The organism is Isoptericola maris (assembly GCF_048065335.1).
Taxonomy (GTDB): Bacteria; Actinomycetota; Actinomycetes; order Actinomycetales; family Cellulomonadaceae; genus Isoptericola; species Isoptericola rhizosphaerae.
The window spans coordinates 133172-148051 of record NZ_JBLUNY010000004.1 but is presented as its reverse complement, the minus strand read 5'-3'; the positions used below and the strand labels follow the sequence as shown (position 1 = coordinate 148051).

20 protein-coding genes and 1 pseudogene are annotated in these 14880 nt (G+C 71.3%); 10 read left to right on the top strand and 11 right to left on the bottom strand.

Annotated elements, in window-relative coordinates:
* Nucleotides 1-9: 9 nt before the first annotated feature.
* The 3 genes and pseudogenes from ACH5HR_RS08630 to ACH5HR_RS08620 form a co-directional block, all read left to right on the top strand.
* Nucleotides 10-120: pseudogene (locus ACH5HR_RS08630) on the top strand (putative glycolipid-binding domain-containing protein); the annotation flags it as partial.
* Between the two features lie 121 nt (nucleotides 121-241).
* The gene (locus tag ACH5HR_RS08625) at nucleotides 242-772 is read left to right on the top strand and encodes a helix-turn-helix domain-containing protein (protein WP_416477396.1); all 531 of its coding nucleotides are present in this window, start codon (nucleotides 242-244) and stop codon (nucleotides 770-772) included.
* The gene (locus tag ACH5HR_RS08620) at nucleotides 769-1455 is read left to right on the top strand and encodes a nucleotidyl transferase AbiEii/AbiGii toxin family protein (RefSeq protein WP_416477395.1); all 687 of its coding nucleotides are present in this window, start codon (nucleotides 769-771) and stop codon (nucleotides 1453-1455) included. The genes ACH5HR_RS08625 and ACH5HR_RS08620 overlap by 4 nt, the downstream gene beginning before the upstream one ends.
* Nucleotides 1456-1507: 52 nt before the next feature.
* Here the strand turns inward: ACH5HR_RS08620 and ACH5HR_RS08615 are convergent, their stop codons facing one another.
* Genes ACH5HR_RS08615 through ACH5HR_RS08585 form a run of 7 tightly spaced genes read right to left on the bottom strand, consistent with a single transcriptional unit; the run spans nucleotide 1508 to nucleotide 6103 of the window.
* Nucleotides 1508-1939: a hypothetical protein gene (locus ACH5HR_RS08615; protein ID WP_416477393.1), complete on the bottom strand. Its 432-nt coding sequence runs from the start codon at nucleotides 1937-1939 to the stop codon at nucleotides 1508-1510.
* A gap of 26 nt (nucleotides 1940-1965) precedes the next feature.
* Nucleotides 1966-2412 carry a pilus assembly protein gene (locus ACH5HR_RS08610; protein ID WP_416477391.1) on the bottom strand — a complete coding sequence of 149 codons (447 nt, stop codon included), beginning with the start codon at nucleotides 2410-2412 and terminating at the stop codon, nucleotides 1966-1968.
* Nucleotides 2409-2819 carry a TadE family protein gene (locus ACH5HR_RS08605; RefSeq protein ID WP_402376132.1) on the bottom strand — a complete coding sequence of 137 codons (411 nt, stop codon included), beginning with the start codon at nucleotides 2817-2819 and terminating at the stop codon, nucleotides 2409-2411. Before ACH5HR_RS08605 ends, ACH5HR_RS08610 begins: the two co-directional genes overlap by 4 nt.
* Before the next feature lie 4 nt (nucleotides 2820-2823).
* On the bottom strand, nucleotides 2824-3036 hold the full coding sequence (locus ACH5HR_RS08600) for a hypothetical protein (protein WP_402376130.1): 213 nt from the start codon (nucleotides 3034-3036) through the stop codon (nucleotides 2824-2826).
* 18 nt (nucleotides 3037-3054) lie between these two features.
* Nucleotides 3055-3987: a type II secretion system F family protein gene (locus ACH5HR_RS08595; RefSeq protein ID WP_402376128.1), complete on the bottom strand. Its 933-nt coding sequence runs from the start codon at nucleotides 3985-3987 to the stop codon at nucleotides 3055-3057.
* Complete coding sequence (locus ACH5HR_RS08590) at nucleotides 3984-4841, bottom strand: type II secretion system F family protein (RefSeq protein ID WP_402376126.1); 858 nt, start codon at nucleotides 4839-4841, stop codon at nucleotides 3984-3986. Before ACH5HR_RS08590 ends, ACH5HR_RS08595 begins: the two co-directional genes overlap by 4 nt.
* Nucleotides 4841-6103: a TadA family conjugal transfer-associated ATPase gene (locus ACH5HR_RS08585; protein WP_416477389.1), complete on the bottom strand. Its 1263-nt coding sequence runs from the start codon at nucleotides 6101-6103 to the stop codon at nucleotides 4841-4843. Before ACH5HR_RS08585 ends, ACH5HR_RS08590 begins: the two co-directional genes overlap by 1 nt.
* 479 nt (nucleotides 6104-6582) lie before the next feature.
* Here ACH5HR_RS08585 and ACH5HR_RS08580 point away from each other — a divergent pair, with 479 nt between their 5' ends.
* Together ACH5HR_RS08580 and ACH5HR_RS08575 are read left to right on the top strand one after the other, a co-directional pair.
* The gene (locus tag ACH5HR_RS08580; protein WP_416477388.1) at nucleotides 6583-7032 is read left to right on the top strand and encodes a type II toxin-antitoxin system Phd/YefM family antitoxin; all 450 of its coding nucleotides are present in this window, start codon (nucleotides 6583-6585) and stop codon (nucleotides 7030-7032) included.
* A gap of 2 nt (nucleotides 7033-7034) precedes the next feature.
* Entirely contained in the window at nucleotides 7035-7388 is a 354-nt protein-coding gene (locus ACH5HR_RS08575; RefSeq protein ID WP_416477386.1) for a hypothetical protein, read from the top strand.
* A gap of 229 nt (nucleotides 7389-7617) precedes the next feature.
* Here the strand turns inward: ACH5HR_RS08575 and ACH5HR_RS08570 are convergent, their stop codons facing one another.
* Nucleotides 7618-8082, bottom strand: coding sequence for a MerR family transcriptional regulator (locus tag ACH5HR_RS08570; protein WP_416477384.1), 465 nt, complete (start codon nucleotides 8080-8082; stop codon nucleotides 7618-7620).
* 128 nt (nucleotides 8083-8210) lie between these two features.
* Here ACH5HR_RS08570 and ACH5HR_RS08565 point away from each other — a divergent pair, with 128 nt between their 5' ends.
* Both ACH5HR_RS08565 and ACH5HR_RS08560 read left to right on the top strand, forming a co-directional pair.
* On the top strand, nucleotides 8211-8933 hold the full coding sequence (locus tag ACH5HR_RS08565; protein WP_416477383.1) for an SDR family oxidoreductase: 723 nt from the start codon (nucleotides 8211-8213) through the stop codon (nucleotides 8931-8933).
* A gap of 147 nt (nucleotides 8934-9080) precedes the next feature.
* The gene (locus ACH5HR_RS08560; RefSeq protein WP_416477381.1) at nucleotides 9081-10280 is read left to right on the top strand and encodes a pyridoxal phosphate-dependent aminotransferase; all 1200 of its coding nucleotides are present in this window, start codon (nucleotides 9081-9083) and stop codon (nucleotides 10278-10280) included.
* Nucleotides 10281-10333: 53 nt separating this feature from the next.
* Here the strand turns inward: ACH5HR_RS08560 and ACH5HR_RS08555 are convergent, their stop codons facing one another.
* A complete protein-coding gene (locus ACH5HR_RS08555; RefSeq protein ID WP_416477379.1) occupies nucleotides 10334-10945 on the bottom strand; it encodes a LysE/ArgO family amino acid transporter in 612 nt (203 codons plus the stop codon).
* 74 nt (nucleotides 10946-11019) lie between these two features.
* Here ACH5HR_RS08555 and ACH5HR_RS08550 point away from each other — a divergent pair, with 74 nt between their 5' ends.
* A complete protein-coding gene (locus ACH5HR_RS08550) occupies nucleotides 11020-11946 on the top strand; it encodes a LysR family transcriptional regulator ArgP (protein ID WP_416477378.1) in 927 nt (308 codons plus the stop codon).
* A 9-nt stretch (nucleotides 11947-11955) separates the two neighbouring features.
* Here the strand turns inward: ACH5HR_RS08550 and ACH5HR_RS08545 are convergent, their stop codons facing one another.
* On the bottom strand, nucleotides 11956-13200 hold the full coding sequence (locus ACH5HR_RS08545) for an LCP family protein (protein ID WP_416477376.1): 1245 nt from the start codon (nucleotides 13198-13200) through the stop codon (nucleotides 11956-11958).
* 62 nt (nucleotides 13201-13262) lie between these two features.
* Nucleotides 13263-13709, bottom strand: a complete 447-nt coding sequence (locus ACH5HR_RS08540) for a glycerophosphodiester phosphodiesterase family protein (RefSeq protein WP_416477374.1) — start codon at nucleotides 13707-13709, stop codon at nucleotides 13263-13265.
* A gap of 174 nt (nucleotides 13710-13883) precedes the next feature.
* On the opposite strand from ACH5HR_RS08540, the gene cmtR reads away from it, so the two are divergent.
* Entirely contained in the window at nucleotides 13884-14243 is a 360-nt protein-coding gene (gene cmtR, locus ACH5HR_RS08535; RefSeq protein WP_028708027.1) for a Cd(II)/Pb(II)-sensing metalloregulatory transcriptional regulator CmtR, read from the top strand.
* Nucleotides 14240-14836: a cadmium resistance transporter gene (locus tag ACH5HR_RS08530; protein WP_030153505.1), complete on the top strand. Its 597-nt coding sequence runs from the start codon at nucleotides 14240-14242 to the stop codon at nucleotides 14834-14836. Before cmtR ends, ACH5HR_RS08530 begins: the two co-directional genes overlap by 4 nt.
* The last annotated feature ends 44 nt before the right edge of the window (nucleotides 14837-14880 follow it).

Here is a 14880-nt window from a genome sequence, read left to right as displayed (position 1 = left end):
ACCGACCGATACCTGTACGAGTCCCGCGACAGCGACTTCCGGCGCGAGATCACCGTGGACGGCGACGGGCTCGTCGTCGACTATCCGGGCCTGTTCGAGCGCGCATCGCGAAGTGGCTGACGCGCACGCCGCCGACAGGCGCAGGCGCTCGTCCCCGCGCTGCGAGGGCATGTCCGAGGAGCGGCAAGCCGCACGGGTGGCGCGCTTGCCCGCTGATTATCCGGAGGGATACCGTATCCACATGGATACTCTCACCGCTGGTCGCCTGGTGCGCGAGGCGCGCTCACGCGCTGGCGTCAGTGCGCGGGAACTCGCCGAGCGAGCTGCGACGTCGCGGACCGCCATCTCGGCATATGAGAACGACCGCAAGATACCGACGGCCGACACACTGCTTCGGCTTCTGCGTGCGGCCGGAACGGATGTCGCGCTTGCGGACACGGCCCCGACATTCAGGCGCCACGACATCGGTCGCGGCCGCTACGTGTGGGTACCCGACCGTCTTCCCCGCCTCGATACGGCGGAAGCACTGCGCACCGTCAAGGTCCCACGCCGCATCTTCTGGTCGTCCCACCGCGACTCCTTCGACCTGTCCGTCCCGGACGACCGTGCCGAGGTCTACGCGGCAGTGCTCAGCGAGGGTGAACCGGCAGACATCCTCCGGCTCGTTGACGGCTTGCTCCTCTCCGAGATGTGGGATCGCATGTGGTTGCCACCGGCGGTCCGCAAGGCTTGGCAACCACTGGTGGACGCCGCGCGGACGATTCCCGCATGACCGGACAGCCCGATCCGCAGGCGAAGGACGAGGTCCTCACGACCACCGAGACGCACGAAACCCTGTCGCAGGCACACGTCGCCGTGGCGACTGCATTCTTCGACCTGGCGTCCTCGCGAGGCTTCATGGTCGTCGGTGGCTCGGCGCTGATCGCCAGAGGTGTCGTCTCTCGGACGACGGATGACCTCGACCTCTTCACCGCGACCGGCGCGGGTAGCATCGAAGAAGCGAGTCGAGAGCTCATCGCGACCGCGACCGCCCACGGCTGGGTGGCCGAGACCGTGCGTTCGAGCCCGACGTTCGTGCGACTCTTGCTGACCGTCGGCGGCGACGAACTCGTTGTCGATCTGGCCGTCGATGCGCCGCCTCTGACCGTTCCGACGCTGACCGTCCTCGGTCCCACCATCACGGTGGAAGAGAGTGCAGGGCAGAAGATGCTCGCACTGTTCGGCCGGGCTGCCCCGCGCGACTTCGTCGACGTCTACGCGCTCGCAGCGTGTTTCACGCGGGACGACCTCATCGGTCTCGCTCGAGAGCGTGCCCCCGGCTTCGATACCAGTGTGCTGCGCGAGATGTTCGGAGAGCTCGACCGGCTGGGCGATAGTCGACTGCCCTTGCGCGCCGATCACGTCAGCAAGCTCCGCACGTTCTTCGGTGATTGGCGACAGGAGCTGGCCACCTGAGGCTACTCGCGCACCCGAATGCCGACGACGTGCCGGTGGCGGCTCTGGTCGACTATCCGGCTCGCGCGGCCGCCGTCGCGGTCACCGTGATGCCGCCACCGAACGAATCGGTGAACCACCGGATCAGCGGCGGATGCGACCTCGCCACCAGGCTCACACGCGCGCCACGTCCGTCCGGGCTGACCGCCTCGACGACCTGGACGTCCCGCAGACCGGGCGACGTCGAAGCCGGCTGACGCGCGAGGTGCTCCCCCACCGCGCGCCGGACGTCGCCGTCGGACAACGTCAGTGTGCCGGCTGCCCCGGGCTTGCCCACGTTCTCGAGGTCGTAGTAGGTGGCCTCGCGCATCGAGTCGGCACCGGCGACGGCCAGGGAGTCGGCGAGGTCGAACAGGTGCTTGCGGTCGAGGTGCACCGACGCCGCGGAAGCCACCATCCCGACCAGCATCAGCCCGACGGCGACGAACCCTGCCGTGAGCAGCATGATGCGCCCATCCTCCCGCGCCCCGGTCATGGCCGCACCGCCACATGCTCCTCGACAGGCGCCACGTGAGCCGCCTCGACCGGGACCGCCAGCGGCACCCATCCGCGCAGCCCGGCGGGCACGAGGGGCAACGGCACCTCGTAGCGCACGGAGACGCCGATCGTCGCGCCCGGCGTCAGGCACGGGTCGGCGGAGCACTCCACCGTCAGCAGCTCCGCGCCGTCCACGTCGAAGCCCTGATCGCCCAGCGCGAGGCGGGTCGCGGCCGCCGCTCGCGCCGCGCCCTCGGACGACGAGTCGGCGGTGACCACCGCCCTCGACGCCTCACGAGCCGCACCCTCGACCGCGAACGCCGCGGCATGCACCTGGGCCAGGGCCACGACGAGGTAGACCAGCGGCACCAGGAGGAGCACGCTGACGCCCAGGAACTCCACCACGGCTGCACCAGACTCGGGGTCGCGTCGCTCGGTCATGCCGCCTCCTCCAGGGCGTGGCCGGAGACGGTCATCGCCCCCGACGGTCCCAGCACCCCGACCACCGGCAGCGGCGCGCGCACCGTCACCTCGACGACGGCGAGGCCCTCTTGCACGGTGTCCCGTGCGACCACCTGGTCCGCATACCGGCTGCCGAGAGAAGCCGACAGCAGATCCCGGGTCCGCTGTGCGCCCGAGGCGAGGTCACGGTCTGCGCGAGCCGCCACCCGCGCCCCCTCGGCCGCGGCGTCGATCGTCAGTGCACGGACGTGCAGCGCGAGGGTCACCTGGACCACGCCGAGGAACAGGGCGAGCAGCAGCGCGGAGATCATCGCGAACTCGGCGACCGCCGACCCTCGCTCGCCGTCCGTCGCGGACGAGGGCTCGACCCCCGAACCGGCCGTCACGGTGTCAGCGCCCGGTGACACTCTGGATCGCATCGGTGAACGCGCTCTCGAGCAGCGGCCCGGCCAACGCCCACAGCGCGACGACGAGCCCTGCGGTCATCAGCGTCACGAGGACCCAGCCGGGGACGTCACCCCGTTCAGGGTCGTCGGCCGCCGGTCGCCGGACCGGGCGCAGTTTTGCCTCGAGCGGTCGGCGGGCAGAGTTTTCGTGCGACATGGTCAGCCTTTCGGTGGGTCAGAGGCCTATCTGCAGGGTGGCCAGGGACGGGAAGACGGCGAAGACGACGGTGATGGGCAGGATGAGGAAGACGACGGGCACGAGCATCACGACCTCCTTCTTGCCGCCGGCCTCCATCAGGGCGCGACGGCCCGACTCACGGACGTCCTGCGCCTGGGCGCGCAGCACGTCGGCCAGCGGGGTGCCGCGCTCGAGTGCCACGGCGACCCCCTCGGCGAACCGCGTCAGCGACGGCAGGTTGGTGCGGTCTGCCATCGCTGTCAGCGCCGCGGCAATGGGTGCCCCGGCACGGACGTCGGCGAGCATCGTGGAGATCTCGGTGGAGAGCTCGCCCCGGGCCGTGGAGGCGACCCGTTCGAGGGCGGGCATGGGGCCCTCTCCCGCGGTGACGGCGAGCGCCAGCAGCTCCGCCACCGTCGGGAACTCGGCGAGCATCCGTTCCTCGCGCTGCTGGGCGAGCGTGCTGAGCCGCCGATCGCAGGCGACGAAGCCGAGCGTTCCCGCCAGGAGCACGAGAGCGACGAGCGGGATCACCGCCGAACCGCGGGTGGCTGCGAGAAGCACCGCCGAGGCCAGGCCCGTGACGAGCCCGAGGACCGTCCAGACGAGCTGGCGGGAACGGAACTGCTCCACGGTCTCGGCCCGGCCCGCGCGGTCGAGCCGACGCTGGACCTCCTCACGGGTCGAGCCGAACCGTTCGAACCAGTGGGCGGCGTCGGACACCCAGGGTGCGAGGAGCTTCTCGACCACGCCGAAGGGACTGTGCACCGTGTGGTCGCGCAGAAGTCCGGAGGACGCGTCGCGAGGACGCAGAGCGGGGGCGAGGCGCTCGTCCAGCGTGATCCGCCGCCCCCGCAGCCCGGCGATCACCAGCAGGAGGCCGACTCCCCCGAGGAGCCCCAGCAGGGCCCCGGCGACGGCGAGGCTCATCGCAGCACCCGGCTCTCCTCGGGCAACCGCCCGATCCGACGCATGAGCTGGTAGGCCAGCACCGAGCATCCCGCCCCGGCCGCGAGCACCGCCACACCGGCCGCCGAGTCGTACGCCCGTGCCGTCTCGGGTCGGGTCGCGAGGAACGCGAGGACCACCCAGGGTCCGGCGGCGGCCAGGCGCGCACCGTTGACGGTCCACGACTGCCGCGCCTCGAGCTCGCCCCGCGTGCGCGCGTCCTCACGCAGGAACTCGGAGAGGCTCTTGAGCAGCCGTCCGAGGTCGGTGCCGCCCACCTCTCGGGTGAGCCGCAGCGCCTCGATGATGCGGTCGGCCACCGGGTCGGCGAGCCTCGCCTTGAGCAGGTCCAAGCACTCGCCGAACCGCCCGGTGGCGCGGTAGTCGGCGGCGAATCGAGCGAACGGCTCGCGCAGCTCCGCGGGCCCGCGCTCACCGAGCTGTGCGACCGCCTCCGGCAGCGAGAGCCCGGCACGCACACCCGAGGCGAGGTGGTCGACGGCGTCCGGCCAGACGTCCCGCAGACCCTCGCGCCGCCGTCGTGCCCGCACACGGAGCAGCACCTCCGGCGCGGCGGCCGCCATGAGCGCGAAGCAGCAGGCGATGGCCGGGGACCGGGTCAGGGCGAGGCCGACGAGCATCACGATGACGCCGACGCCGGCGCTGAACGCGTAGAGAGCGCCCGGCCCGACGTGGGGCACGCCGGCCTGGACCAGGACGTCCTGCAGCACCTGGTTGCGCCTGCTGCGACGCACCCGGGACGTCGTCGGCTCCCAGCAGGAAAGCCAGACGAGCACGAGGCCCACGCCCGCGACCAGGCCGATCAGCACTCCCATCAGGACTCACCGGCCAGCAGCGCGTTGACGTCGATCCCCGCACGGTGGAAGCGCTCCACCCCCGGCGGGAACCCGTCACCGCGGACGAGCTCGCCACCCAGTGCGACCGGTCGACGCTGGAAGATCTGCGCGGTCTCGACCCGGCTCTCCTCGACGCGCCCGGTCACGGCGACGATCTCGCGGACCTGCCGGACGCCGTCCGCCGAGACCCCGAGGTGCACCACCAGGTCGATGGCCGAGGCGACGGTGGGGGTGACGAAGCGTTCGGAGACGTTCTCCCCGGCGAGCAGGGGCAGCGTGCACATCTTGGTGATCGCCTCGCGCGCGGAGTTCGCGTGAATCGTGCAGGCGCCGGGGATTCCTGCGTTGAGCGCCACGAGCAGGTCGAGGCTCTCCGCCTCCCGCACCTCACCGATGATGATGCGGTCGGGGCGCATCCGCAGCGACTCCTTGACGAGCCTCCGCAGCGGGATCTCGCCGGTGCCCTCGAGGCTCGGCTGGCGGCACTGCATCGCGACGTGGTCGCGGACCGGCAGCCGGAGCTCGAACACCTCCTCGCAGGACACCACCCGCTGCCCTGCCGGGATCGATCCGGCGAGCGCGTTGAGCATCGTGGTCTTGCCGGACTGGGTGGCCCCGGCGACCAGGATGTTCAGACCTGTCCGCACCGCCGCGTCGAGGAACGTCGCGGCGTGGGGCGTGAGCGCGCCGAGGCGTGTCATGTGGTCCACGTGATGGGCGCGCACCACGTGCTTGCGGATGTTGACCGCCATGTGCTCGCGCGTGACGTCGGGGATCACGACGTGCAGACGTTCTCCGCCCGGCAGCGTCGCGTCGACGAACGGGCTGCTGAGGTCGAGGCGACGGCCGCTGGAGGTGAGCATGCGCTCGACGAGGTCGCGCACCTGGGAGGACGTGAGGAGCGTGGTGGTCAGCTCGCTGACGCCCCGCCGGGCGACGAACACCTGCGCGGGCGCGTTGATCCAGATCTCCTCGACCTCGGGATCATCGAGGTACGGCTGCAGCGGCCCGAGGCCACCGAGCGCGTCGGCCACCGCCCGCACCGAGGCGGAGGTGTCGGCCAGCGGAGGCACGACGCCGAGCGACACCCGTTCGGCGTAGTCGGCGGCCGCCTCGGCCACCAGCCGGTCGAGGCCGGCACGGTCACTGACCGGGTCGATGCCGCGGCGGCGGATCAGCTCGCGAACCTCGTGATGCAGGATGCTCGTGGCATCGTCGCGCAAGGGCACGTCGATGGTCACCGGCAGACCTCTCCCTCGGGGGTAATCCGGACCTTCCAGGCGTCGCCGACAGTAGCGAAGAATGCGCCGCCCTGCCGCCGCTCTGTGGACAACTCTCGGCGGCGCGATCTCCCGCCGTGGTCCTCGCGACCCTCATCGGGCGTTTTCCCAGGTCAGAGCGCTGCAGCCAGGCCATCGGCCCCGCACCGTCCCCGATCCCCTCCCTGACCGGGTCACGCACGGCGTCCGCATCGTGGATATCGTCCGCCAGCACCGCAGGGAGTCCGCACACCGCCTCGCCCTGATCACCGGCAGCCCTCCGCCAGGTGTGCGCACCGCACGGCCACCGAGGTATCGGGAGGATCCGAGCCGAGACGTGTGTGAACCCCGGACTCAGCGAGCCGGAGGGCCGGATGACGAGCTGTCCGTCCGGGAGACAGGTCAGCCACCTCGTGCACAGCACCCTGGACTTCTGAATACATTCAGAATACGATCTGACCATGCTCACCCAGACCGCCCGCTTCTCTGACCTCTCGCGCGACTCCAAGTCGGTCGCGGCTGCCGCCGACCGCGGCGCTGTCACCATCACGCGCCGAGACGGTGAAGACCTCGTCCTGGAACGCGCAAGCGTCGTCGAGCAGCGCCGCGCTGGCCTACAGCTCGCTGCGCAGATCGTCGCGGTTGCCGTCAGCGAGTGGCCGGGCAGCTTCGCCGAGCGCCTCAAGGCACCGTTCCCCTGGATCCGGTTCCTGCCCGAACCGCACCGCGAGGACTTCGCCGCCGAACTACTCGAGGTCGCGCGTGCCTGCGCCGCCGTCTCCGCCTTCGAAGACCTGGCCACCACGATCCACGCCTGGCAGTCCACCGCGGAGGCCTACGCCGCCGGCCTGGTCGGGGTCGAGCCCGAGTGGCTCGACGAGCCGAGCACCGTCGATCGTCCCGTGGCCTGACCGTGGCCAAGGCGAGCCGCGTCCCCCGTCCCACCCGCAAGAACGAGTACGACCTCTACTTCGCTAGCCGCGACGCCGAACGAGGCTGGCAGGACCTCAGGGCAACCGTGCTCAACCCCCTGGCTACGGCGTGGGACCACCTCACCAGGACTCCACGAGATCGCTCCGAACGCTGCCACGAGATGAAAGCCGATCTCGCATACATCCACCGTGACGGCAAGCAGCACGAGCGCTGGCAGTATGAGCTGCCCGGAGGGGCACGGATCTGGTACTGGGTGATCGCACCTGCCGACCGCAGACCAGGTCAGGTCTGGCTCGAACAGGTCCACACGCGGCACCCCAACCAGACGAAGTAGGCCGCCGACCCACACTCGGCCTGTTCCGGAGTCCCGGCCCTGCACCGGGCCAGAGTGCTCGTGTGCAGATCCGCTGCCACTTCACCGACAACCGACGGCACAGCGGCGACATGCTTGTTCACAACTCGCGGCGGCGTGATCCTCCGCCGTGGTCCCCGCACCGACCCCCTCGATGATCGAGAACACACCGCGCGCGTCCGCATCGTGGACCCGGGTGCCCCAGGTGCGCTCAGACGGCGGTGGGCGCAGCCGCACCCGGGCCGACCGCCTCCCCGCCGACGCCGACCGCCGTCGCACCCGACGCGTCGTACGGACCCCAGGCGGGCTCGCGCAGCGCTGGGCAGTGCTCGGGCGTCGGATGGTTCGCGATGTGGATCATGCGGTCCAGCGCGTCACGTGCGGCGGTGAGGTCCGCCATGGCGGCGGTGATGCGGTCACGCTCGGCTGCCAGCAGCTCGAAGAGCTCGGGCGAGGCGTGCCCGGTCTCGACGCAGGGCAGCAGCTGCAGGATGGTGCGGCTGGGCAGACCGGCGGCGAAGAACTGCTGGATCAGCCGGACCCGTTCGACGGCCGACTCGGGGTAGGTGCGCTGGCCGCTGGCCGTGCGCTCCGAGGTGAGGAGGCCCTGCTCCTCGTAGTAGCGGAGTGCTCTGGTGCTGACACTCGCCTGGTGCGCCACCTCGCCGATGCGCATCCGCACCTCCTGTGATTCTGGTCTCAAAACTTGCCCTTGACGTCAACGTGAGGTTTTAGCGTAGCCGACGCCGGGCCGGACACGACCCGGTCGAACCTGAGATGCCGCACGCAGAAAGCTGGGAACCCATGGACGTCACCGGTCAGATCGCCCTCGTCACCGGAGCCAACCGCGGCATCGGGCGCCAGTTCGTGCTGGAGCTGCTCGAGCGTGGAGCCAGCAAGGTCTACGCGACGGCCCGTCGTCCCGAGAGCCTCGACCTCGACGACCCGCGGGTGGTGCCGCTGCGGCTCGACCTGCTCGACCACGAGTCCGTCGCCGCGGCCGCCGCGGCGGCCCAGGACGTGACCCTCCTGATCAACAACGCCGGCATCGCGACCGGCGCCACCCTCGTCACGGGCGACCTCGCGGACGTGCGCCGCGAGCTGGACACGCACCTGTGGGGCACGCTCGACGTGATCCGCGAGCTCCGCCCCGCCCTCGCCGCCAACGGCGGGGGCGCGATCGTGAACGTCCTCTCGGCACTGTCGTGGTTCGTCGCACCGGGCACCGGCTCGTACGCCATCGCCAAGGCGGCGGAGTGGAGCATGACCAACGGCGTGCGCCTCGAGCTCGCCGGTCAGGGCACGCTCGTCCAGGGCGTGCTCCTCGGCGCGGCCGACACGGCCATCGCCGCCGGCTACGACGGGCCGAAGATCGACCCGCGTGAGGTGCCGCGCACGTCGCTCGACGGCCTGGCCGCCGGCTCGATCGAGGTGATCGTCGATGACTGGACCGCGATGGTGAAGGCGTCCCTCGCCGGCGACCCCGCGGCGTTCTACGCCGAGCTCGACGCCCTGCTGGCCGGCTGAGCAAAGACGGCTGTTCGTCCGGGCCGCGGCTCACACGGCCCAAACGATCAGCAGCCCCACCCACAGCAACGACGACACGCCGCCACCCTCGCCCGGCGCGCCGACGGAACACCAGTGCCGGAGGTCATGGTCGGTAGTGTCAGGTGCATGACCTCCACCCCTCGCTGGCGCCAGGTCGCCGCGGCGACCGGTCTGCTCGCGCCCGACGGCACCGTCGGGCAGACGATCTTCGCGGAGATGACGGTGCTGGCGAACCGTACCGGCGCGATCAACCTGGGCCAGGGCTTTCCCGACGTGGACGGTCCCGACTACGTCAAGGAGGCCGCGAAGGCCGCCATCGACGCGGGCCGCAACCAGTACCCGCCCGGCGACGGCGTCCCCGAGCTGCGCCGCGCGATCGCCGAGCACCAGCAGCGCCACTACGGCCTGGACGTCGATCCGGACACGGAGGTCCTGGCCACCACCGGGGCGACCGAGGCCCTGACGGCCGCAATCCTGGCCCTGACCGGTCCCGGCGACGAGGTCATCACCCTCGAGCCGTTCTACGACTCCCACGCCGCCGCGATCGCCATGGCCGGTGCCACGCACGTGCCGGTCCCGCTGACCGTCGACCTGCGCCTGGACGCGGCCACCCTGCGCGCGGCCGCCACCGATCGCACCCGCATGATCCTGGTCAACACCCCGCACAACCCGACCGGCACCGTGCTGACGCGCACCGAGCTCGAGCAGGTGGCCGCCGTCGCCCGCGAGCGCGACGCCGTCGTCCTCACCGACGAGGTCTACGAGCACCTGGTCTACGACGACGCGGAGCACGTCCCGATGGCGACGCTGCCCGGCATGGCCGGGCGCACGCTGACGGTCTCGAGCTCCGGCAAGACGTTCAGCCTCACCGGCTGGAAGGTGGGCTGGTTGCACGGCCCGGCCGAGCTCGTCACCGCCGTGCGCACCGTCAAACAGTTCATGACGTACACCTCGGGCTCGGCGTTCCAGCCGGCGATCGCGCTGGCCCTCGCGGACGACGAGACGCCGCGCGCCCTCGCCGCGTCGCTGGCCGCACGCCGGGACCTGCTGTGCGAGGGCCTGGAGGCGGCGGGCTTCGACGTCGTGGTCCCGCGTGGCACGTACTTCGTGGTGGCCGACGGCGCCCCGCTGGGCTTCGAGGACGGCCACGACCTGTGCCTGCGCCTGCCGGAGCTCGCCGGCGTGGTCGGCGTCCCGGTTTCGGCGTTCTGCCGCGAGGGGTCGACGGCGGCCGACGCCTTGCGTTCGCGCGTGCGGTTCACGTTCGTCAAGCGTCCCGAGGTGCTGCGTGACGCCGTCGGGCGCCTCGCGGCGCTGGGGCGGTAGCGGGGCCGGGCCGTACCGACGACCACCTCGCCGTGAGCGGTACCACCTCGGGGTCAGCCGAGCACCAGCGAGGCCGCCACCGCGACCATGATGAGCGCGATCACGCCGTCGACCACCCGCCAGGCGCCCGGCCGGCGCAGCAGCGGCGCGAGGTACCGCGCCCCGTAGCCGAGCCCGGCGAACCACAGCACGCTGGAGACCACGGCGCCGCCCGTGAACAGCCAGCGGTCGTCGCCGTACCCGGCCGCGATCGAACCCTGCAGCACCACCGTGTCCAGGTAGACGTGCGGGTTGAGCCAGGTGAGGGCGAGCGCCGTGAGCAGCACCGGCCGCAGCCGTCGTCCGGCGTCGGGCCGGACGGCGTCAACCGCCTCGAGCTCCTCGCCGCCGCGCCACGCCCGGCGGGCGGCGAGCGCGCCGTACCCGAGGACGACGGCAGCGCCAGCCCAGCGCGCCACCTCGACGAGCCCCGGGTGCTGCTCGACGAGGGCGCCCAGCCCTGCACCACCCGCGGCGTAGAGCAGCGCGTCCGAGACCGCGCACACCAGCACCACCACGCCCACGTGCTCACGGCGCACGCCCTGGCGCAGCACGAAGGCGTTCTGCGCGCCGATGGCGACGATGAGCGACAGACCGAGGCCGAGCCCGGCGAGGAAGGTGAGCACTCCTCCGACGCTAGGCAGGCGCCGCGATGAAGTCCAGCGAAACATTCTGCGCCTGATGAAGCGATACTTCAGATATGCGATGGGACTCGGGCCAGCTCGCGGCGCTCGCCGCCGTCATCACCGAAGGATCGTTCGAGGCTGCGGCCCGGGCGCTGCACGTCACCCCGTCGGCCGTGAGCCAACGGGTCCGGGCGCTCGAGAACGCGACGGGCACCGTGCTGGTCCGCCGCACGCGCCCCACGGTGCCGACCGAACCGGGCCGCACCGTGCTCCGCCTGGCCCGGCAGGTCGAGCTGCTCGGCGCGGAGGCCGCGGCGGAGCTCGGCCCGGCCGACGACGACACCGGCCGGCCCGTCACCGTGCCGATCGCGGTCAACGCCGACTCGCTGGCGACCTGGATCATGCCGGCGCTCTCGGCCGTCGACGGCGTCTGCTTCGACGTGCACGTCGCCGACCAGGACCGCACGGCCGAGCTCCTGCCGGCCGGAGTCGTCATGGCGGCCGTGACCTCGCAGCGCGAGCCTGTCCAGGGTTGCACCTCGGTGCCGCTCGGCGTGACCCGCTACCGCCCGGCCGCCGCCCGGGGCTTCGTGTCCCGCTGGTTCCCCGACGGCGCCACCGCGGAGGCGCTCGACGCAGCGCCGATGGTCGTCTTCGCCCGCACGGACGACCTGCAGGACCGCTGGTTGCGCGACGTCGCGTACCGGGCCGGCGTCGACGTGCCCGACCCTCCGCGCCACCACGTGCCCTCCACCGCCGAGTTCCTCGCCGCCGTCCGCGCCGGCCTGGGATGGGGCATGTGGGGGCCGCTGCCCCGCGACGGCGCACGCTTCGACGTGCTCGCACCGGACGACGACGTCGTCCCCCTCGCGCCCGAGACCGTCGACGTCACGCTCTACCTCCAGCAGTGGCGGCTGCGGTCGACCGTGCTGGACCGCGTCACCGCGGCGCTGCGGGAACAGGCCCGCCGCGTGCTGCCACCGGCCGGCCCACCGGGCTGAACCACCGCCTCAGGCGCAGACGCCCTCGCGCAACGACGGGCTGGGCGACGGTGCCGGCGAGGACTTCTCCACGCTGACTTCCTCGGCGTCCTCGGCCTCGTCGCCCTGCCCGCCGCCGTCGCCCTTGCTCGACGAGGACGTGCTCGGCTCCGGCTCGGCGACCAGAGGTTCGTCGGCGGCGAACTTCTCCCACATCTCGGCCGCCTCCACCGTCCACACGACGCGGTTCGCGTCGGACGGTGCGTCGACGACCGGGACCGACTCGAAGACGATGTCCGCGGGGTCCACGTTGCGCACGCTCCAGGCGAGCCCCGCGAGCGCCCGAGGGCTGGCCAGCTCAGGACTGGTCGAGATGGCACGCAGCGCACCCTGGACCATCCGGTACAGCGCCGGGGTGTCGGTGATGACGTTCTGGGCGAGCACCTCCCGCATCATCGAGTCGATGAACGCCTGCTGGCGCTCGATGCGCTGCAGGTCGCTGCCGAGCTCGAGCCCCATGCCCTCGCCCTTGCGCACCCGCAGGAACTGGATGGCGGTCTCGCCGTCGAGCACCTGCCGCCCGGCCGCGAGTTCGAGATCGCTGTAGCGGCTGTCCCCCACGACCGGCTCCGGCAGGCACATGGGGACGCCGCCGATCGCGTCGACGATGTCGACCACGCCGTTCATCTTGACGACCACGTGGTCGTCGATGGTCAGACCCGTCAGGGCCTCGACGGTGAGGATGGTGCAGGCGGCCGCCCCCGTGATGTTCTGCTCCGGCCCGCCGCCGAGGGCGAACGCGGAGTTGAACATGGCGCCGTACTGCGGCGAGGTCGTGCTGCCGTCCGGACGCGGGCAGGCCGGGATGTCCACCAGCGAGTCACGCGGGATGGAGATGGTCTCGATCCGGCTGCGGTCCCCGCTGATGTGCACCACCAGCGTGGTGTCCGAGTGGAACTCGTCCCCGGAGCCGGCCAGCTCGGCGTTGGCGGCGTCGCGGAAGTCGGTCCCCATCACCAGGATGTTGAGGGACTCGCCGGCGAACGGGTCGGTCGGGTCCTCCGGCTCCTGGGGCTCCGCCTGCGGCTCGGGGTCGCCGTCGCGTCCCAGGAGGGAGTCGACGTCGGACACCTCGATCTGGTTCTGCAGGTCGATGTATCCCGCGACCGCCCCTGAGCCGACGAAGGCCAGGACACCCGTCAGCCCGAGAGCCGTCCACCGCAGGACCTTGTGCCCGGCATGAGGTCCTGCGTGCCGGGGATTGGCGCTCTCCACACCGTCACCCTAAGCCGGTCGCCGGATTCAGGCCTACCGGGCGTGTCAGGACAACGACCCTTTCACGGCACCTTCACCGGGCGGCCGGGGCGCTCACCGGCCGCGGGGCCGTCCAGGGCCGCGACGGCGACGTCCGGGTGATCGGTGAAGAGCCCGTCCACCCCGGCGTCGAGGAACGCGCGGATCTCACCCGCGAGGTCGCCGTGCTCGGCCGGGTCGTCCGACGAGCGGAGCTCGGCGGGCAGGAAGGTGTTCTCCGCGCGGAACGTCCAGGCGTGAACCTCCAGACCGGCACGGTGGGCGTCCCGGACGACCGCCGTCGCCTCACCGAGCGTGCCGTCGGCCTCCCGCGGGACGAGCACGTCCTTGGCCGCACCGATGCCGTCCGCATACCGGGAGATCTGCCGCAGGCCGCGCCGCGTGACCAGGTCTTCGTACGTCGTGTCCTCCCCTGCGGCGACCAGGTCGTACGGCGCGCCGCTCGCCGAGACGAGCTGCGCGAGGCGCACGTCGGTTGTGGCCTTGGCCGTTATGTGGCGGGGTTCTGTCGCCGCTTCGTGAGTTCCCTGATGATCGGGCGAATCGTCCCGTGGGTCGATCCCCAACTGACACAGCCTCGTTCGCACGCTTAGCGACTCCGGGCTGCGTAAAACCACTTCAGTCCTCGCTGTATAGTTCAGCGCATGCTGACCATTGCTTCTCGCCTGGACGTGATGAACCGGTTGGGCCGCGCGCTGGCCGACCCGACCAGGTCCCGGATCATCCTGACGCTGCTCGACCGGCCGGCCTACCCGGCAGAGCTGGCCCGCGATCTGGACCTCACACGCTCCAACGTGTCCAATCATCTGGCGTGCCTGCGCGACTGCGGCATCGTTGCTGCCGAACCCGAGGGCCGCAAGACGCGCTACGAGATCGCCGATCCCCACCTGACGCAGGCGCTGACCGCCCTGGTTGACGTCACCCTCGCGGTTGACGAGAACGCCCCGTGCATCGATCCTGCCTGCTCGGTGCACGGATGCGACGCAGCAGAGGCGGGCGCGTGATCCTGGCTGCGGTCCTGCAGGCAATCGGCCTGTTCATCGCGACCAACATCGACGACATCATCGTGCTCTCCTTGTTCTTCGCCCGCGGCGCGGGCCAACGCGGGACGACCACCCGCATCTTGGTCGGCCAGTACGTGGGGTTCGCCTGCATCCTCGGTGCCGCTGTGCTGGTGACTATCGGAGCCGGAGCATTCCTGCCCTCAGCAGCTATCCCGTACTTCGGGCTCATCCCCCTGGCCCTCGGTCTCTGGGCTGCATGGCAAGCCTGGCGCGGAGACGATGACGACGATGACGCCAAGGTCACGGGCACGAAGGTCAGCGCGTGGACCGTCGCAGGAGTCACCTTCGCCAACGGCGGAGACAACATCGGCGTCTATGTCCCCGTCTTCCTCAGCGTGGAACCCATCGCAGTGGTCGCCTACTGCCTCGTCTTCCTCGCGCTCGTCGCGGTCCTGGTCGTAGTCGCCAAGTTCGTTGCCACCCGGCCGCCGATCGCTGAAGTCCTCGAGCGCTGGGAACACATCCTGTTCCCCATCGTCCTGATCGGCCTCGGCATCGTCATCCTCGTCAGCGGAGGAGCGTTCGGTCTCTGACGGAGCCAAAGCGAACGAGAGAGGTCGCCAGGCTCGACGCTCCG